At 67.1% G+C, this 19,132-nt stretch carries 18 protein-coding genes and 1 tRNA gene; 11 read left to right on the forward strand and 8 right to left on the reverse strand.

Annotated elements, in window-relative coordinates; genetic code table 11:
- The 11 genes from ABZX37_RS20555 to ABZX37_RS20605 all read left to right on the forward strand — a co-directional run bounded on the left by ABZX37_RS20555 (nucleotide 1) and on the right by ABZX37_RS20605 (nucleotide 13,602).
- Nucleotides 1-7,077, forward strand: coding sequence for a hypothetical protein (locus tag ABZX37_RS20555; RefSeq protein WP_354741788.1), 7,077 nt, complete (start codon nucleotides 1-3; stop codon nucleotides 7,075-7,077).
- 9 nt (nucleotides 7,078-7,086) lie between these two features.
- The gene (locus tag ABZX37_RS20560; protein WP_354741682.1) at nucleotides 7,087-8,031 is read left to right on the forward strand and encodes a hypothetical protein; all 945 of its coding nucleotides are present in this window, start codon (nucleotides 7,087-7,089) and stop codon (nucleotides 8,029-8,031) included.
- A 29-nt stretch (nucleotides 8,032-8,060) separates the two neighbouring features.
- The gene (locus tag ABZX37_RS20565; protein ID WP_354741684.1) at nucleotides 8,061-8,357 is read left to right on the forward strand and encodes a hypothetical protein; all 297 of its coding nucleotides are present in this window, start codon (nucleotides 8,061-8,063) and stop codon (nucleotides 8,355-8,357) included.
- Nucleotides 8,358-8,360: 3 nt separating this feature from the next.
- Nucleotides 8,361-9,545, forward strand: a complete 1,185-nt coding sequence (locus tag ABZX37_RS20570; protein ID WP_354741686.1) for a hypothetical protein — start codon at nucleotides 8,361-8,363, stop codon at nucleotides 9,543-9,545.
- Nucleotides 9,546-10,685 (forward strand): hypothetical protein, encoded by a 1,140-nt coding sequence (locus ABZX37_RS20575; RefSeq protein WP_354741688.1) that lies wholly within the window; start codon nucleotides 9,546-9,548, stop codon nucleotides 10,683-10,685. It begins immediately after the preceding gene.
- Entirely contained in the window at nucleotides 10,685-11,224 is a 540-nt protein-coding gene (locus ABZX37_RS20580; protein ID WP_354741690.1) for a hypothetical protein, read from the forward strand. The genes ABZX37_RS20575 and ABZX37_RS20580 overlap by 1 nt, the downstream gene beginning before the upstream one ends.
- Complete coding sequence (locus ABZX37_RS20585) at nucleotides 11,221-11,601, forward strand: hypothetical protein (RefSeq protein WP_354741692.1); 381 nt, start codon at nucleotides 11,221-11,223, stop codon at nucleotides 11,599-11,601. The genes ABZX37_RS20580 and ABZX37_RS20585 overlap by 4 nt, the downstream gene beginning before the upstream one ends.
- Nucleotides 11,602-11,742: 141 nt before the next feature.
- Nucleotides 11,743-11,901, forward strand: coding sequence for a hypothetical protein (locus tag ABZX37_RS20590; protein WP_354741694.1), 159 nt, complete (start codon nucleotides 11,743-11,745; stop codon nucleotides 11,899-11,901).
- Nucleotides 11,894-12,313, forward strand: a complete 420-nt coding sequence (locus ABZX37_RS20595) for a hypothetical protein (protein WP_354741696.1) — start codon at nucleotides 11,894-11,896, stop codon at nucleotides 12,311-12,313. Before ABZX37_RS20590 ends, ABZX37_RS20595 begins: the two co-directional genes overlap by 8 nt.
- Before the next feature lie 3 nt (nucleotides 12,314-12,316).
- Nucleotides 12,317-13,261: a GH25 family lysozyme gene (locus ABZX37_RS20600; protein ID WP_354741698.1), complete on the forward strand. Its 945-nt coding sequence runs from the start codon at nucleotides 12,317-12,319 to the stop codon at nucleotides 13,259-13,261.
- A gap of 5 nt (nucleotides 13,262-13,266) precedes the next feature.
- Nucleotides 13,267-13,602, forward strand: coding sequence for a hypothetical protein (locus ABZX37_RS20605; protein WP_354741700.1), 336 nt, complete (start codon nucleotides 13,267-13,269; stop codon nucleotides 13,600-13,602).
- Nucleotides 13,603-13,761: 159 nt separating this feature from the next.
- Here the strand turns inward: ABZX37_RS20605 and ABZX37_RS20610 are convergent, their stop codons facing one another.
- The 8 genes from ABZX37_RS20610 to ABZX37_RS20645 all read right to left on the reverse strand — a co-directional run bounded on the left by ABZX37_RS20610 (nucleotide 13,762) and on the right by ABZX37_RS20645 (nucleotide 19,128).
- On the reverse strand, nucleotides 13,762-14,268 hold the full coding sequence (locus ABZX37_RS20610; protein WP_354741702.1) for a hypothetical protein: 507 nt from the start codon (nucleotides 14,266-14,268) through the stop codon (nucleotides 13,762-13,764).
- A 65-nt stretch (nucleotides 14,269-14,333) separates the two neighbouring features.
- Nucleotides 14,334-15,194: a trypsin-like serine protease gene (locus ABZX37_RS20615; protein ID WP_354741704.1), complete on the reverse strand. Its 861-nt coding sequence runs from the start codon at nucleotides 15,192-15,194 to the stop codon at nucleotides 14,334-14,336.
- Nucleotides 15,195-15,605: 411 nt separating this feature from the next.
- Nucleotides 15,606-15,676: transfer RNA gene (locus ABZX37_RS20620), tRNA-Cys, on the reverse strand.
- A 133-nt stretch (nucleotides 15,677-15,809) separates the two neighbouring features.
- A complete protein-coding gene (locus tag ABZX37_RS20625; RefSeq protein WP_354741706.1) occupies nucleotides 15,810-16,367 on the reverse strand; it encodes a helix-turn-helix transcriptional regulator in 558 nt (185 codons plus the stop codon).
- Nucleotides 16,354-16,761 (reverse strand): hypothetical protein, encoded by a 408-nt coding sequence (locus ABZX37_RS20630; RefSeq protein ID WP_354741708.1) that lies wholly within the window; start codon nucleotides 16,759-16,761, stop codon nucleotides 16,354-16,356. Before ABZX37_RS20630 ends, ABZX37_RS20625 begins: the two co-directional genes overlap by 14 nt.
- Nucleotides 16,762-16,767: 6 nt before the next feature.
- A complete protein-coding gene (locus tag ABZX37_RS20635) occupies nucleotides 16,768-17,661 on the reverse strand; it encodes a phosphotransferase (protein WP_354741710.1) in 894 nt (297 codons plus the stop codon).
- A 215-nt stretch (nucleotides 17,662-17,876) separates the two neighbouring features.
- Nucleotides 17,877-18,248 (reverse strand): hypothetical protein, encoded by a 372-nt coding sequence (locus tag ABZX37_RS20640; protein ID WP_354741712.1) that lies wholly within the window; start codon nucleotides 18,246-18,248, stop codon nucleotides 17,877-17,879.
- 424 nt (nucleotides 18,249-18,672) lie between these two features.
- A complete protein-coding gene (locus ABZX37_RS20645; protein ID WP_354741714.1) occupies nucleotides 18,673-19,128 on the reverse strand; it encodes an NUDIX hydrolase in 456 nt (151 codons plus the stop codon).
- Nucleotides 19,129-19,132: the final 4 nt, after the last annotated feature.

Genomic DNA, 19,132 nt, shown 5'->3' on the forward strand with positions numbered 1-19,132 from the left:
GTGGCCAAAGGCGGATACGAGATCGGCCGCGCCTTCATCGACGTGGTCCCGTCGTTCGACAACACGCAGCGGCGCGTCAACGCATTCGTGTCCCGGATGCGGCCAATCGACATTCCAGCGCGCATCGATGCGAAGGAATTCGGCTCCGACTTGCGTCGCGCGGCAGAACGCGCCGCGAAGGAGACACAGGTTGACCTCGGCAAGCCCACGCTTGATCTGTCCAATGTGGGTAAGCAGCTCTCCGGCGTCGGCAAGGGCCAGAAAGTCGAGCTGCCCACCGACCTGGACACCACGCTCGCCGACGCCAAAGCACGCGAACTGGCGGCCAAGCGGATTTCGCTGCTGGCACAGGTCGATCTCGACCTGGAGAAGGCGCGTGCCCAGCTCGCGGAGTTCGAGAGCCGCACGCCCGAGATGGGCGTGGACATCGATCTCCAGACCGCTGCCGCAGAAGCGCGCATCGCCGCGCTTGAGGCCAAACGCGGCCGAGTGGAGATCCAGGCCGACGCCGACACAGCGGCAGCACAAGCGCAGCTGTCCGCCCTCGACGGCGAGATCTCCAGGCTCAACGGGCACAAAGCCGAAATCAACGTCGAGTCCAGCGAGGCGTCCCGCGCGATCGGCATCATGGCCCTGCTCACCGCGGGCGTCGCGGCAGTCGGCTACGCCGCTCCGGCCGCCGCCGCCGCGCTGGCCACCATCCCCGCAGCGCTCGGCGGGCTCACTCAGGGCGTCGGGGCAGCGCTGCTCGCGTTCAACGGCGTAGGGACAGCCCTCAAGGCTTACCAGGCCGCGGACGACGAGTCTGCGAGCAAGGCGAGCACGAACGCGAAAGCGCGCGTCTCGGCAGCGAACTCCGTCGCGGCGGCGCAGAGCGCTCTCGCGTCGGCCCGCAGCTCGCTCGCGTCAGCGGAAACCGCTGCCGACCACGCCGCCGTCACCGGCGCGGAACAGGTTGCCGCAGCGCGGGAATCCGCCGCTCGTGCGCAAGACTCCCTTGCACGGGCGCAGGAGACGTCGTTGCGTCGCGTGCAGGACGCCGAACGCACGCTGACCGCTGCGCAGGCCAGTGCCCGCGACGCACAGGACGCGCTCAACCAGGCTCGCGAGGACGCCAAGCAGCGCATCGAAGACCTCAAGCTGTCACTCAAAGGCGCTGCGCTGGACGAGGAATCCGCCTCGATCGCCTTGGAGCGGGCGCAGGCGAAGCTCCAGGCGCTGAAGAACGCCGGTCTCGGCCCGTCCTCCTTGGACTATCGCGAGGCGGACATCGCCGCCCGCCAGGCCGCACAGTCTCTCGACGAGGTGCGTCAGCGCTACGCCGACCTTCAGAAGCAGTCCCAGCACGCCGCAGCGACCGGTGTCGAGGGCGACAAGGCGGTCATCGCCGCCCACAAGCAATCCGAGCAGGCAACGGCCCGCGCGCAGGACGCGGAACGGTCCCTGACACAGGCCAGGTCCGACGGAGCGCGCGAAGTCGCGCAGGCCCAGGCCCAGGCCGCAAGCGCGGCCAAAGCTGTATCGCAGGCACAAGAGCATGCCGCGTGGGCCAACCAATCAGCGACGAAGGCAGTAGCCGACGCTCAGCGCGGACTCGCCGACGCACAGCGCAACCTCGCCGCGGCAGCAAAGAAAACCGGTCAGGACGGCTCGTCCGCCATGGACAAGTTCGCCCTGGCGATGTCCAAGCTGAGCCCCGCCGGGCAGTCGTTCGTGTCGTTTCTCCAGAAGGAAGCCAAGCCCGCGCTCCAGGACATGGGCGACGCGGTGCAGACAGCGCTCCTGCCGAAGCTGACCGTGGCGTGGCGCAACCTCCTGGAGCTGACACCGGAGCTGACTGCGGGCCTGACCGACACGGCCAACGTGCTCGGGGACCTCGCGCTGCGCGGCTCGCGGATGATGACGTCCGGGCCGTGGCGGAAAGACTTCGCCACGATCATGCGGGACAACAACCAGGTCATGTACGACCTGGGCGGCGCTGGACTGTCCATTGCGGACGCCTTCCGGTCCATTCTGGTCGCGGGCGGTCCGGTCATGCGGAATTTCGCGCAGCTCGCCGCGACCGGCGCGAGGGCATTTGACGAATTCATCCAGGGCAAGCGGTCCACCGGCGAGCTGTCGCGATTCATGTCGGACGCCGGGGAGAAGCTGAAGGACGTCGGGCGGTTCCTGTTCGACGTGGGCAAGGCGGTCTACGACCTCGCCATTGCGCTCGCTCCGCTCGGCGGGGGCCTGGTCAAGATCGTCGACGAGTTCGCGAAGCTGATCAGTGCCTTCACCGACGCGCACCCGCTGCTGACCAATCTCTTCGCCGGCGCGGGCCTCGCTGCGACGGCGCTCATCCTGCTCGGACGCTCCGTCAGCGGCGTCTTCGGCGCGATCGATTCCGGCAAGACCGGCCTCCAGCGGCTGGGTATCGGGCTGAGGAAGGCTGCCGACGGGACCGGCCGCTGGTCCGGCGTCGCCGAGGCGGCCATCAACCCCACGGGCAAGTTGCGCCAGGCTGCCCAGAGCCTGGCGGACGCCTACAGGGAAGGCGACCGCGCCACGCGTCAGTGGATGAGCACGCAGGCCGCGGCAAACGCGACTCCAGCCGGCGGCGGGAGCAATTCCGGCGCTTCGCTGGTTGCCCAGGCCCGTCAGGTCGACCAGATGCGCAGCCGCATCGCCGAGTTCGCCACCGGTGCCCAGAACATGGCCGTCCGGGTCGGCGCGGCGGCGTCGTCGGCGGCCGACTCGATCCTGACCCGGATCGGCCCGGCGTCCGTCTCGCTCGTGGAGCGCATGGACGACGTCGGCGCGGCTGTCTCGCGCACGACCTCGGCCCTCGGCATCCGGCTCGTCAACGGGCTCGAAGCCGCGCGCAACCCGGCGGATCTGCTCGACCGGGCCATGGCACGGGTCGCGACCGGCATGGAGAGCGCCGGGGCGAAGCTGCGCGGTGCGTTCAACCCGCCGGTGCGCGAAACCGCGGCCGTGCTCGACCAGGGCACCGGTGCCGCCGCCCGCATGGCCGACGCCGTCCGCACGGGGCTGTCGACAGGGGTCACGGTCGCCGGGAACGCGGTCCGCGGCCTCGGCCCCGCAGTCCGGGACGGACTCACTAACGCCGTTAGCGTCGTGTCCGGAGCGACCGCGAATATCGGAACCCGCATCCGCGAGGGACTGTCCACTGCGGTCACCAGCGCCAGCGAATCCGTGCGCAGCGGGATGACCCGTGCGGCCGATGCGTTCGAGGGCGGGCTGAACCGGCTTGCCGGGGCAGCTGGCGGAACCGCGCGCGCCATCGGCAAGGGACTGACGGGAGCGGTTTCGGGTCTGGTCGGCGCGCTCGGCGGCCCGTGGGGGATCGCGATCACCGGTGCCACGCTGCTGCTCGGCGCACTAATCGACAAGCAGCAGGAGGCCGCCCGGAAAGCGGAAGACTACCGGCGTGGCGTCGATTCGCTGACCGAGGCGTACAAGCAGTCGAACGGCATCTTCGACCAGAACATCATCAACACCAACAACAAAGCGCTTGCTGACAAAAACGCCGCCTACAATGCGCGCGTCGCCGGTTCGAGCTTCGAGATGTACGCGGCAGCCGCGAACGGCAACACCACGGCTCTCGGCAAAGTCGCCGAGGCGTCCGACGCCGCGCTCCGTTCGATCGTCCACGGCGCCGGGCTGACCGACCAGCAGGCGGACAAGCTCGCGGCGCTCGGACACGAAGCCCTCAACGCGGGCAAGGACTACGGCTCGCTGGAGACGGACGTCCGCAATTCGACGAAGACGTTCGACGACTGGGGCAACACGGTCTCCGGACTGAACAAGGAACAAACGGCGCAAGTTCGGGCCATCCTCGACGGCGTCGGCGCGGTCGGCGAGCAGATCAGGGCGAATCGCGACGCCCGCGCCGCGTACTTGCTGCTCGAATCAGCTGCCAGCAAAGTGACCACGCAGACCGTGAAGCAGTGGGAGGCGCAGCAGAAACTCCGTGACACCACCAAGGAATTGGCGGAGGCCAGCCTGTCATTGCGCGATGCGCAAGCTGATCTTGAGCAGAGTCAGAAGGCCATCGCTCAGGCGCAGGACGACTACAACGCGGCGGTCAAAGACCACAGCGCCGACAGCAAAGAGGCGCGGGACGCGGCCGACCAGCTGACGAACGCCCGCCGGTCCGAAGAGCACTCGATTCTGTCCCTTTTGGACGCTGCGCAGCGAGAAGCCGAAGCGCGCAACCATGCTCTGCCCGAGCTTGAGCGCGAAGCGAAGTCCACCGAGGCACGGAACAAGGCCCTGCTGGACCTGGTGCGGACGTACAAAGGTCCGTTGCCCGACGCGATCAAGGACAGCATCAAGGGCATGGACCTCGCGTCTGCGTCGGCGGCCGGGTTCACGGCGACGATCGACGACTTCGGCAAGGCGATCGTCCGTTTGCCGGACGGCACCGAAATAAAGATCGACGCGGACGACCGTCCTGCGCGCACGAAGATCGACACGACCGTCATCTACGCCAACGGCCAGAAGGGCACGCTGACCCTGTACGCAGACAGCGACCCGGCGACCGGCGAGACGATCTTCTGGCAGCGCAACGCGGACGGCACCATCGGCAAGGCGCAGCTCGACGCCGTCACCGACCCGGCCACCGGCAAAGTCACGATTTGGAAGGTCAACGCGGACGGCACGAAGGCCGAAACCACCCTCGACGCGTACAAGGACCCGGCGGACGGCAAGGTCCTTGTCTGGAAGGACGCGGCCGACCACACCAAGGGCACCGCAATCCTGGACGCGGACACCCAGCCCGCCAAGGACGCCCTGTCCGCGTACCGGACGTGGATGGAGGACTACCTCTCCGGCATCGGGGTGTTCACGCCGAAACCGTCCACATCGGACCCGAATGCGCCAGGCGCGCCGCCGTTGCCGTTCCACAACGCATCCGGTGCGCTGATGGAGTTCTACGCCGGGGGCGGTTTCCGCCGTGTACAGGCGATGTCGGCCAAGGTCGCCTCGATCGTCCCGCCGAACTCCTGGCGTGTCATCGGCGACCGGCCCGACGGCGACGAGGCGTACATCCCCGTCAACGACTCGCCGCGATCCGTCGCGATCCTGCGCGAAACCGCGCAGAGGATGGGATTCCTGCTCGCCCCGCTGGCGCAGATGGCGCTCGGCGGGGTGCTGGGGTTCGCCAGCGGGGCCGTGACGACCCCGGCCGCGCCCGCCACCGCGGCGAGCCCGGACACGGCGTCGGCGCTGCCGATGTCGGCGGACCAGCTCGCCGCGCTCACGGCCGCAATGGAGGCCGCCACCGAGGAAGCCGCCGTGCTCTCCGCCGGGCTTGCCGCGCTCCAGACCGCAGTGATTGCGTGCACCGCGTCGGCGCTCGTCCCGCTGGTGGGGCAGATCAACGGTGCGGTGAACCCGGCCCTGACCGCGCTCATGGCACTGCATCCGCCGGTGCGGGCCGCGTTCACGGCCACGGCCGCCACGGTCGCCAGCTCGACCGCGAGCATGACCGCGTCCACCGCAGCCTCCGTGGGGCAGATGGGCGGCTACCTGGCCACGCTGCGCACCGGTCTCCAGCAGACCGGGCAGGCGTTCGCCGACACCGCGGGATGGGTCAATTCCTCCTGGTCGGCCATCCGCGCCTACACCCGAGGGCCGGTCGTGGACACCCTCGCCGGCCCGATGAACGCGGGTTTGATTGCGGCCTGGAACTACCTGGACTCATCGTTCGGGCTGAACCATCACCTCCAGCCGGTGCCGATCGCGTTCGCCGAAGGCGGGCCGGTCCGCGGACCCGGGACGGGAACGTCGGACTCGATCCTGACGCGACTGTCCAATGGGGAATACGTCCTGCCCGCCTGGCTGACGAAGCGGATCTACCCGTTCCTGGAGGCGCTGCGCTCCGGGCAGGCCGAAGCGCTCCAGGCCGCCGGGTACGCCCAGGGCGGCATCGTCGCCGACACCGGCTCCGCGCTGAACGCGAAAGTCGCGAAGGCGCAGGCGTTCGCCGCCGCACAACAGGGAAAGCCCTATATCTGGGGAGGCACAGGTCCCGGCGGCTACGACTGCTCCGGCCTGGCGTCGGCGATCACCAACGTGCTTCTCGACGCCCCGACGCCGTACAAGCGCCTCGGCGTCGCAGCGTCGGAACCCTGGCCCGGATTCGTGCGCGGCCTCAGCTCGGCGTGGGCGCTCGGGGCCAGCCCCGTGCACACAGCCGGAACGCTCGGCGGTGTCAACGCCGAGTCGACCGGCACGCACGTGCGGTTCGGCGGCGACGCGCACGGCGCTGACGACCCGCAGTTCACCGTCCAGTCCTCGCTTCCCGTCGTGGGCGGGCAGTTCGTCTCCGGCGGCGGCGCGACCTGGGACCCGGCCGCGTTGGTCGCGTCCGCGTTCGCGGAGACGCTCGGGATGATCCAGGCCCTGCGCGGAAAGTTCCCCGGCAACATCGCCGCGAGCAGCGGTGCCGGGGAAGCCGCCTACGGCGCGGACCGTCTCCAGAAGCTCGCCGTGGAGCGGATCTCGGCGAACACAGTCGGCGGCGGCCCTGCCGTGGCCGCAGCGCAGAACTTCGCCCGCAGCGCGCTGCCGCGGTTCGGGTGGGGGCCGGAGCAGATGGCCCCGCTGATCGCGCTGTGGCAGGGCGAATCCGGCTGGAACTACCTGGCGCGCAACGCCTCCTCAGGCGCGTACGGCATCCCACAGGCATTGCCGCCGGAGAAAATGAGCAGCGTCGCGCCGGACTGGCGCACCAACGCCGCCACCCAGATCCTGTGGGGCCTGGGCTACATCCGGGACCGGCCCGACTACGGCAGTCCCGCAGCCGCTTACGCGCAATGGCTCTCGCGCAGCCCGCACTGGTACGACGACGGCGGATGGCTCCCGCCCGGCTACTCCACTGTGGCCAACCACACGGGCAAACCGGAAGCCGTTTTGACCCAGGACCAGTGGAACTCCCTCACGTCCATGGCCGGGCTCCAGCGCGGCGGGGGCGGGCGGTCGGTCACCGTCAACGCGCGCACCGACGCCAGCCCCGAGCACATCGCCCACGTCATCGACCGCCACCTGTCCATCGGCGCAAGGCTCTAGGGAGGCGCAATGCTCGGCGGTCAGGTGTGGACGCTCGACTGGCTCACCTTCCACCACTCCTACCAGGTTCGCGATCCCCAAGGCGTGCAATGGATTCTGACCAAAGAGGAAGGATTCTGGGGTGCCCCGGGCACCAACGCCGCCCTCTCGCCGCGCCTCAACAAACACGGCATGTTCCGCGGCCCCGGATGGAAAAAGGAGCGCATCGTCTCCTTGACCGGACGGTGCTACCACCCCGACTACGCGGTTCTGCGGCAGGCCGAGGCGAACGTCCTCGGCCTGCTGTCGGACCCCACGACGCCGGGGAAACTCACCTGCTACAGCGAAATCGGCGTCCTGAGCCTGGACGTCTACCTCGACGACGCGATCCTCTGCACCCCGCTGGACATCGTGTCCGAACCCGGCATCGAGTTCTCCCTTCAACTGGTGGCACCCGACCCCCGCAAATACAGCCCGGAAACCCAGACGCAGAACGCCGGCCTTCCGCAGGACACCGGCGACGGGCTCGATTTCAACCAGGTCGTCAGCCCCGACACCAACCCCGGCCTGTTCTTCGGACTCGGCTCCGCGACCACCGGTCTGGCGTTCGGCACGTTCAACGGCTCGGGCTTCATGGTGCTCAACAACCCGGGCACCGCACCGGCCACGCCGGTCTACACCCTCTACGGGCCGCTCACCACGCCCACGCTGACCACGAGCACCGGATATTCGCTGCGGTACAACGGAACGCTCTCGTCCACGGACTGGGTAACCATCGACCCGGCCGCGCCCGCCGTCATCCTCAACGGATCGACCACGCGGCGCGAATTGCTGTACCCGGCCAATTTCGAGGCGTTCAACATCCCGCCGTCCGCCGCGGGAACGCCGGGATCGCTGACCGTCGGCCTGTCCCACTCCGGGACGCCCAACGCTGGCGGGTACGTCACCGCGACCTACCGCGCCAGCTGGTTCTAAAACCACTGCAATGCAAGGAGAAACGCGCAATGGGCGTGTATTCCAACCAGCCCGATCCGCCGTCCTACTACCAGGTCGTGGACACCCACGACTGCGTCCAGTACACCGACCCGGCGCAAGCGGCCTGGTTCATCGACCGCATCAACTTCGCTTTCGGCGGCGACACCGACGCGCGGATCGACGGCACCACCGTCCGCTGGTTCGGCTACTACCAGCTCAACATCGGCGACTGGCTTTTCAACGGGACCACCCCGATGACGGACGAAGTACTGCGCGCATCCCAGTTCCGACCGGTCCTCGACAATTTCCCCACGGCAGGAGCGTAATTCATGGTTTCCCAGGGAGCCGTGGCCCAGAGCGCGTTCGACCCCTGGGCCGTGCAGTCCCGCGTCGGGCTGGCCGATGCACGGCTGGCTCTGGACAGCGTGCTCATGCCGCGACCGAATCTGTCCTATATCGACTATCGCAGCGGCGTCATGGCCTCCGGCGACAGCGGCGCGACCGGAACCCCCACTCACATGGCGATGCGCGTCGCGCCGGTCGCCAACGCCCTGTCGGTCACGGTCGAGATGGGCAACTGCGTCATCAACAGCCCCGGTCAGGGCGCGTACATGTGCGCGCTCGACGGTCAGAAAACGCTGAACCTCGCAGCGGCCAGCTCGACGCAGAACCGGATCGACCTCATCGTGGCCAGGGTCTACGACGACCTGAACACCGCCATCGGAAGCGCCTCAGGCGTCCGGAAATTCACCGTCGAGGTGTGGCAGGGCGACTACTCCTCCGGCACGCCGACCGTGCCGACGCCGACGCCGACCAACGGATGGACTCCGCTCGCGGCGGTCACCGTCGGCAAAAACGCGACATCCCTGACCGCCGCGACCATCCAGGATCTCCGCGGCCCCGGACTGGTGGCGCGGGGCGGGATGCGCGCGCTCTACGGCGACGATGCCAAGACCGCAAGCGCGGCCTTCGCGGAACCCGGGGCCTACCCCGGGGACCAGCGCTGGGTGCACGCACCCGGCTTTCAGCACCAGGTCTACTACGGCGCACAGCAAGGCTGGCGCGGAGCGTTCAACTGTGTCCGCTACTTCGCCGCCGCGCCGCCCGGCGAGTACAGCTTCACCGCCGGATACGGAGTTACCCGGGAGATCTGCCGCGTCACCATCCAGGACCCGGGCGTGCCGTATTTCGTTTTCCCGACAGGAAAAGCGTCCATCACGATGACCGGCGGGTGCGCTGCCGACCTCCGGGTCACCACCGGCTCCATAGACGGCGCGATCATCCAGTGGACCCGGTTCCACACCTACGGCAGCACCGCGGACAAGCTCAACGTCCCCAATGTCGCGCCCACGCACTGGGGGCCGATCACAGGGAACGTCGACATCGTGCTGTCGGTCGGGATGCGCGACAACGTCAACCAGAACTCCGGTTTCGGCTACCGCGGCAACGACGTCGGCGCGAACACGCTGAACTGCCTCGTCTTCCCGGCCACCACACAGCCACCGGCGGTGTAGATGGCGACCTGGCGCGTCCTCATCGCCGACACCGTCACCGGCACGCTCCTGTCCGACGTCACCCCGCGCGACCTGCCCTCGTTCAGTCGCCGCCTCACGGACAAGGGCAGCTGGACCGTCAACGTCCTGCCCGAGGACCGCGCGAACTCGGCCGTAGACCTCCACGCCTATGTGGACGCCGGCCGCTACACCTGGATCGTGCTGGCCGACGACTACATCTGCCAAGCAGGGCCGGTCTTCACCTACCAGTACGACAACAACACCAGAAACCTCTCGGTGTCGGGCACCGGCATCCAGGGGCTGTTCGCCCGGCGGGTCCTGCGCAACCCCGCCGGTCCGGCGAACAACATCGTCCACATCGGCAACGACCTGGTGCTGAACAACTTCACGCTGCGCGGCATCGCCCGCGAGATCGTGAATGCGAACCTCGCACAGGTCGGCTACGGGCTGCCGATCGACGTGCCCGCACCCGAAACCGGCACGAACACGAGGACGTACTTCGGCTACGACCTCGCCACCGTGTGGGACCGGCTCGACGAACTGTCCAAGGTGGACAAAGGACCGGAACTCGATTTCCGGCCCTACATCACCGCGGCGGGCACCAAGATCCGCTGGGAACTGGCCATCGGTTCCCCCACGCTGGGCAACCAGACCTCGACGGGAGTGTGGGACTACGGAGCCGCGCTGGGGCAGATCGACGTGGACGTCAACGGCGCGGCCTCGCCGTGCACCAAAGCATGGGTGAAAGGGTCCGGCACCGAACGGACGATGCTCGCGGGCTACGCCTCGAACGACACCCTCATCTCTCTCGGCTACCCGCCGACCGATTACGTCGACAACGAACACACGTCCGTGGTCATCAAGTCCACATTGGACGCCTACGCCGCCGCCGACCTCGCCCAGTTCAGCGCGCCCGAGGAAGCCTGGAAATGCTCCGTGCGGGTGGACGGCACCACCAGCCGCGGCCGTGCCGTGTCGCCGACGCTGGGCAGCTGGGCTCTCGGCGACGCCCCGGTCTTCGGCGTCTCCGGCCACCCGTGGATCAAAGACGGCCAGTACCGGCGGCGAATCCTCGGATTCAGCAACGAATCCGAAAGCACAGTAGCCCTGGACATCCAAACGACGTTGGCGGTGATCTGATGACCCAGCCGCCGGGAACGGGCTCGCTCGTCGAGCAGCTCGCCGATCTCCGCCGCCAGGTCGCCGAACTCAGCCGGAAAGCGCCGGCCATGCCCGCGTGCCGCGTCGCGCTGTCGGCCAACGTCGGCCTCCCGTCCGGGGACTCGTTCGCGCCAGGCGTGTGGAAGGCATTGGAGGACCCGTTCGGCTGGTTCACCGCGGCGACCCCGAGCTACATCACCGTCGGCCTCGACGGCTACTACCAGCTCACCTACCACAGCAACACCACCGGACTCGCGGCCGGAGCGGTCGCCGCGAGCAAGATCCTCCGGAACGGCGCGGCAATTGCGAGTTCGATTGCCACGGATCTGCGCGTGGTCCCCAGCGGCACCGGCACCGAAGGCACCGTCCAGAACTGCTTCCGGGCACGAATCCAGCTCTCCGCCGGGGACAAGATCTACTGGAACAACTACACGTCCGCCTCCGGTGGAACGCTCGCCGCAATGGGCGTCGCCGTCATCCCCACTGAGATGACCGCACAATTCCTCTCCTCCCGATGAACCTGGCAGACAGCAACCAGCTGACCGACGTCACGACGTGGGTCAATTTCGGCGTCCTCGGCCTGGTGGTCCTCAGCCTGATCACGGGATGGATCTGGACCAAGCCGTCGGTCGACAAGCTGATCGAGGAGCGCGATCGCGCCATCAAGCAACGCGAGAAGGCCGACGCCCAGCGCGACGCCATGGCGCAAGTTCTGCAAGAACGCCTCTTGCCCGTCGTCGGCGACTTCATCACCACGACACGGGCGCTCATGCCTGTCCTGCAACAGCTCCAGGCGCTTCAGCAGATGATCCCCATCCTTCAGGAGCTGATCCGATCCAGCGAGGTTTCGAGTGACCCCAAGGCAAAGCGACGACGCGGCAAACGCACCTCGTGAGTACGCGCCCGAGGAAGTTGAGGCCCTCACGACGAAAGCGGCCGAGCTGCTCGAAGAACTCCACCAGGTCATGACCGAGATGTCGGACCGCCTGCGAAGCCTCGGAGCCGACAACCGATGAGGATGAGGTGGGGGAAAAGCGTGCCCGACAACAACACGGCACCCGAACGTGCCGCCTCCTACGACGCAGAGGTAGCCCGACTCACCGCACGGGCAGACCTGGTGGTCGAGGAACTCGAAGTGGTCGTGAAGCAACTGTCCACCATGCTCAAAAGCGCATACGGGATCAAGGATGACTGAACCGCAGAACCCCGCCATCGCCGCCGCCTCCCGCCTCCAAGAGTCCGTTGTGGACTTAAAGGAGGAGATCAGCGGCCTGCGCACCTACGGCCGACGCAACCGGCACCTCATCGTCGGACTCGCGATTTCCCTTGCATTGGACGTGCTCCTGACCATCGGCGTCATCATCGCCGCCGTCACGGCGAACCGGGCCGGAGACCTCGCCGCCGCCAACCGGCAGACCCAGATCGACACCTGCACCGCCAGCAACGACACCCGCAACGCCAGCCGGAACCTCTGGAACTACGTCCTGGACACCGTCGCCAAATCCCCGGAAAACGCTACCGCAGAACGGAAACAGCACATCGCAGAGTTCCGCACCTACATGCAGACCGCCTATGCGGACCGCGACTGCTCCCAGATCGGGAAGTGAGCCATGGCCCTGATCGTCGACCTCTACCAGAAGTACAACGCCGTCACGCACTGGAACACACTGAAAGCAGCCGTGGACGGCGCATACATCAAGTACTCCGACGGCAACGGCCCCGCCCAGGTCACCGCCGACGCCTACGTCAGCGGATGCAAGAACGCCGGAATCCCCTGGGGCGGCTACCACTTCGCCGAACCCGGCGACCCCGTGCGCCAGGCCGACGTGCTCGTCTCGATGTACCGCCGCTACGGCGGGCAGCTGCTGCCCGCTCTCGATCTGGAATCCGGAGGCATCCCGCTCGCGGCGCGCGCCGGCTTCGCCCGCGCGTTCCTGGAGCGCGTGCACCAGAGCTACTCGCGCGTCGCGCTCTACGCCTCCACGAGCTGGCTCACCGCTCTGCGGCCCGACACCTGGCCCTACGACTGGGACGTCACCTGGGCCGCGGAATACAACGTCAACGACGGCACCCGGCACGCGGTCCGCTACTACGGCGGACGCGTCGACCTCCACCAATACACCAGCAACGGCCGCATCCCGGGCGGCACCGCTGGCTCCGTGGACCTCAGCTACACGGACAACCTCCCCGCGCTCCAGCTCTCCTCCGGCCCACCGCCGACCGCCACCGCCCGCCTCATCGACGACGAGGAGACCCACATGAAGCTCGACCCCGGCACCCGCCGGTCAGTCTCGTTCGACATCCCGGCCGGAGCCAAGACGATCCGCATCAACTGCCCGATGGACTACATGATCGTCCACGGAATCTGGCAGGCCGGAGACGGACTGCCGAAGGGCACCGACTTCGACTACAAATGGAGCTACGAGCAGGATTACCGGGTTGACCGGCTCCGCCCGTGGAAGATCGCCGTCGCACCCGACGCGACCAACGGCAGCCTCATCTACAGCTACGCCGCGGACCACCCCGAGCGCAGCGCCAGCCTGAGCGTCCGGTGAACCCCATGCAGTACGCCAAAGCCGCCGCCGCAGTCCTCGCCGCCGGAGCATCCGCCGCGCTCGCTGCCCTCACCGGCGACCAGACGATCAGCCCCCTGGAATGGGTGAACATCCTGATCGCGATCGCCACGGCCGCGGCCGTGTTCACCGCGCCGAACGTCCCCGGCGCATCCGTCACCAAAGCCGCCCTCGCCGCGATCATGACCGGCCTCACCGCCGCCGCAAACATCGTCGCCGCGGACAGCTCCACCAGCTGGTGGCAGCTCCTCTCCGCGTTCGGCGGAGCCGTCCTCGTGTACGCGGTCCGCAACACCCCCGAACGCGGTCTCACGACCGCCTGACCTGTGGTCCCCGCTTCAGCGGGGGTGGATCGTCCCGATACAGAGCGAGCCGTATTCCCCACAACTGTGGGGCAGGAGGCCCCCGGCACTTCGGTGCCGGGGGCCTCCTTTTTGTGCGCTTGCGGCCCGCTGGACCGCTCGTGACGCCTTTCGCCGTACTCACGAGGCTTCGCCCGGCGGAGGCCCACCGCTGGATTCCTCCGCCGGACCGATCTCCGGGGCTCGCAGGGGCCGGGCCATCTCGAAGAATCGTCCGAGCATCACCGGGTCCCAGTTCAGGAACTTCCGGACTGCGTGAAACCGGTTCACGCACTCAGTCCACTTCTCGTGGTGGTCCAGCGTGAGGACAACGTCCGGAGAGCGGCCTGCCTCGCGGGCCACGTACTCGTCGTAGGACAGTGTCCCGAGCCGGGCGCAGCGGGCGAAGTCGTACACAGCCTCGTCCCAGCGGAAGGCCCCGCCCTCGCGGACTTCGAGGTGGAGCCACATCAGGTGATCCGGGAAGCCGATCTCGTAGGTTCGCTCCAGGATCATGACCCAGGTCTCGCGGACGCACGGGAGATTCAAGGGAGTGCGCACGGCCAGCTCCCTGCGCAACTCGATCGAGTTGTCCTTCAGGAACCGCGCCGCCGAAGGCACCAGGACGATAGGGGTTGGGTTCGCCAAGATTCCGCTCCGAGCATCCGGGACGGTGCGAAGCCGCGCGCATGCGGCTCCGCACCGGCTATCGATCAGGAACGGTCGTCCATGACGCCCTCGGCCCAGTCCCTGTAGGCGGAAACGTCGGTGAAAGCGGTGTTCGACTGCCCCGGCACAGGGCTTCCCCCGCGCGAGTCGATCCCGGTCACCCACGGCCTGCCGTGCCAGTCGTAAAAGATCGCCGGGCCGCCCGCGTCGCCGTAGGCGGGGCCGATCGCCGCACCGGTGTTGTTCTTGTGGTTCGTGCAGTACTCGCCGTCGCTGATCCCCGCGTCCGTGCATTCGGACTTCGGCAGCACGGTCAGGTCCAACTGCTGGAGCTTCGTCGGTAGCTTGTCACGGTCGGGATGCGCGGTGGGCACGGTGGCACCCCAGCTGTACGTCCGCTGCACGCTGCCCGGTGCCGGCGACCACCACGCCATCCGCACGATCGGAGCCTTCAGTGGCCGGTCGACGTGAATCATGACGACGTCGCCGACCTTCCGGGGAGGCTTGACCTCGCCGGTCCAGTGCGGATTGATGAAGAGTCCGTCGACGTTCGCCGTGGCACCGCCGACGGTGCGGTCGAGCCCCACCCGGACATGAAATCGCTTGTCCTTGACCGGGATCTCACCCGGGATGCCGAGATCCACGACGCATTGCGCGGCGCTGAGAATCCATTGGCGTCCCACCACGACCGATCCGCACGTCAACGCGTCCCGCAGGCCCTCGTGCTCGGCGTCGAACAGGAACGCCCCGACGAACTTGACCGAGGCCGGTGCGGGCTCGCCGCCGATGAGCCGCGCACTGGGACCGGGGCTCCCGTCGGACTCGGACGCCGAAGCGGTGGAGGTGAGTACCGCGGTCGCCACGATGGCGGCAACGCCGATTGCTGCGATCTTTCTAGAACGCATGTTTTCCCTTCTCTTCGTGTACACGAACCGCATCCGGTCGGGAGTGACCGGAGCGGGGACCAAGGACACGCCTGGCTGATCGCGTGCGCGGCGTCGGACTGGAGCCTGTCCCGGCGCAGCTTCCGGCTGACGTGATGCGGGCGAGTCGGCGCGCCGATGCGGCGCATCCAGGAAGTGACGGTGCAAGCAGGAGCGCGTACCTTCTCGCCGCACTCGCTCGCCGTAAAACCATGCGCATACCATTCGAGCGCTTCCCACGCCGCGAACCTGTTCGGACGCCGAGGAATGAACAGCCCTTCCATGCAGTCACCCGGTCCCTCAACCCAATCTGCATCTGCGGAAAGGCCCTCGTCCAGCGCCTGCCCGGCGATCACGTCTCCGATTGTTTCCAACCGCCAAGATGCCGTCATGTTGCCCCACCGGGAATCGAACCCGGACCGATAGGATTGTGTCCCTCGCGCTTCCAGTTACACCATGGGGCATCACTCGGGAGGTTGTCCCGTATCCCGAGCTTTCGCCATGCGGCTATGTTTCCCGCTAGGCTCGGACGGCAAGCCATTATGACGGGACATCGGCCCGAGGGAACCCAGCCCTGTTGCCGCACAGCTACAAAACCTATTGCGGAAGCAATGGGTTTGCCTCCAGCAGTTTTAGCAGCTGCTCCCGGTTCCACCCGCACAGTTCGGCTATCTGGTCCTGCGCCGGCCGGGGAAGACGCAGACGGCCGTTCATGTTCGGGGGAAGGTTTCTCAACCAGGCTTCCGCCCAGGACGCTAGCGGATTTCCGCTCTGGGCCAGCTTATGCAAGTCCACTGTCACCGTGTCCTCGGGCCGCACTCCGGTGGCTTCTTCGAGTGCGCGATCGAGCAAGGCTCCGGGAGACAGGCCATATGTAATGCAGTAATGGACGAAGCGAGCGACGGGCATTGCCGTCATGGCGCGCTCGTGCCATGAGATGGTATTTAGCGCCTGCCCGGTCGCGTGCGCCATGTCCTCCAGGCGGATATTTTTGCTTTTTCGCGCCGTGCGCAGCCAGGTACCGAGAATCGTGGTGAACTCGTCCTCGACCTTGGTGGTGAAAGCTGGCTCGCCGTACGGTTTCGACCCAGCAACTTCGCCTGCGGATTCGGCGAGCGCACGCAGCGTCTTCGCGCTCTCCTCAATGGTGGCCATTCGATACGTGATTCTCCCTGGTTGTCAGTCGATCCGGGGACTCCGGATCGCCTTCCGGCCACTGCCGTGCCGTCGCTCCGGGCACACGGTGGCGAGCACTGTCCCGTCCCCGCCGTTCCGGCGGCCCGCCGATCGTTTTGTCTTGAACCGTGAAGGTATTTCCCAGTTCGCCCAACCTTCGGAATTGGACGGTGTCGTCCGCGTTCATCTTCTGCCATATCGCGTAAGCCTCATCGCGCCAATGCTTGGCGTCATTGCGCATTGCGCGGGCCCGCTTTTCCGTGCGGCGCGCGATGAACCACGCCCCGCCGAGGGACAGCGCGGTCGAGATGATGGGTAGAAGCAAGATCGCCGCCGACGCGGCGAGGGCATGGTAGTCAACGTCGTTCGTCATGTCGCCCTACGCACGGTGTTTCGCGCCGGGTGCATCGTAGAGGCGATATTGGGCATACTGCCGTGCCGCGTCAGTAAGACTCGGCTGCCGACTCTTGAGTATCCACCGCCCCAGCAGCGCAACGGCGAACGCGTCCAGCGAGGTCGCGCTGGCATACGCCCACGCCGGCACTGCCGACACGATGCTCTCGGCTTCTTCCGGCGTGTATCCCGCCTCCACGAGCCGCACGGCGATAATAGCGGCGTCGACCCATGCGGGCGAACGAGCCGCCCACGTCCACCCCACGATCCTGGGAAACCCGTTGCGGTCAATCAGAATGTTGGACTCTGACACGTCCCCGTGCGCGATGCCGGTTCCAGCGGACAACACGTCGCAGACGTAAAGCTCCATGTCGACGGACTGCGCAATATTCTCGCGATCCCACGCCGTCAGCCTGTGCATATGATTCGTGGACAGGGTTCGCCACGACGACTCGATCGACCAGCGGGCACCCAGCGAATCAAAGTACAAGCTGCCCTTCACCTCGGGCACGGCCAGATCGGCGAGCAGTTTCACCACCGTGCGCACGTCGCCCGAACCGGGCTGAAGACGCGCACACCGCCCGGGAACAAACTCGTACCCGGTGATCGCCCAGTTCATGTTCTGCCTGAGCCACAGCACACGCGGGGCCGTGCCGGGAAGAAATTTGTTCAGCCGCTGCTCCTCGGCCCGCGCCGTAGTCTGGCTGTGCTCGTCCTGGCTGACCGCCTTCACGAAGACAGCTCCGTGCTTGGTGTGCACAACACCGGAGAAGTCCGCGGTGCCAGGACAGTCCTGCACCTCTTCGACTTTCGCGCCGAGCTGCTGTTCCACGCCGTCATGAACTTCCAACGTGAGGTCGTCCCACCGTTTTTTGCCCACGCGCCAACCTCTCCCCACTGCGATGTGCATCGGTTTCCGTCCCTCCCATAGCTGTCGAAACGTCGCGCCGAACTTCAGGAAGATCCGGAGCTGAAAATCAGGGCCTGCCCCAGCCCCTCGGGGGAGAGACGGCCGCCGCGCCGGGCCGGGGCAGGCATGGAGGTGCGGCGAGCAACATGCGGGAAGCTCAAGCCGCACCAAAGTCACGAGGAGACCTACCGCGCTTGCTGCGCAGCTTCGTTCCGCGGCTGCGTGCCCTCCACCGCGGGGATCACCACCGTGTCCGCCGTGGCTCGCTCCGACGCTTCCTTTTCGGCCAGCCGTTGGAACTCGGCCAACCGCGCTCGCTCGATCTCGGCAAGCACCTCGTGGTCCAGCCGCGATTGGAGCGCGCCCACAGTGAGGCGTCCACGCGGAGGAGGAATCGGCCGCATCGCGCGCCGCAGCCACGCCACCACCGCGACAATGACCACCAGCAGGCAGCACACAACGACGACGCCTGGATGGCCCGCTCGAATCGGTTCCAAAGGAGCGGCGAGCTGGTGAAGCTCGGAGAATGCCATGAATGGTCCGCTGACGTCGGTCATGCGGTGAACCCCTCTATCTGGACGGCCGCTGGACAACTCATGTGCGCGATGCGGATCGCTGCGCTAAGTCGGTGACGACCTCTATCCGGCTGGTCGTCGGCCCCGTGATCAGCTCACCGGACATGCCGACGACGATTGCCGCTGGCCGTGCGGCACAGAAGTGACATTGCGGTGCCACTCAGTGCCATTTGATGCCATAGGTCGCGTTGACCCTCCACTGAACGGCCCGCGAACCCTTACTGTGGGAAAGGACGGAGGGACGACAGATGGCGCACTTGCCGGGCGAGACCGGCATACCGTCGGGCTCGACCTCTCCCGCCTGCCGCCGATATCCCCGAACTGCCGTCCGCGCCGCACGGCAACGCCTTCGGGGTAGCGGATGGGGACGCGGGCGATTCCAGACGGAGAGGCGGTGGGATCTGGATCAGGCACCGGGCTTGGGCGATTTACGCCACGTGACGAGGAGCTTCTTGACCTCCTCGGTGACAGGCAGTTCGCCGTCAAGTGGTGCCCAGAGATAGGCATCGTGCTCGGTCAGCGCGATCCGTTCGGTGCGGTCGACTGTCACGAGGAACGTGAACTGTCGGCTTCGACGGCCGCTGCTGCTGTCGTAGTCGAAGCTGCCGATGTAGTCCACGATGTCGACCAGAGTCAGTCCGGTCTCTTCGGAGAGTTCGCGTGCAGTGGCGGCGTCAAGGGTTTCCTCACTCTCGACGTTGCCGCTGGGCAACTCATAAATTCCGCCCATGAAGTCGTCCGGACGACGCTTGAGCAGCAGCACGGCGTCGTCCTGGACGACGACAGCTCCGACGACCAGTTTTTGCACGCCGTCTTCGGCGGCTTGGTGGGTTAGCCGCCCGAGAACAGAATCAGTGATCATGGTG

This window comes from Amycolatopsis sp. NPDC004079, from assembly GCF_040610415.1.
Taxonomy (GTDB): domain Bacteria; phylum Actinomycetota; class Actinomycetes; order Mycobacteriales; family Pseudonocardiaceae; genus Amycolatopsis; species Amycolatopsis halotolerans.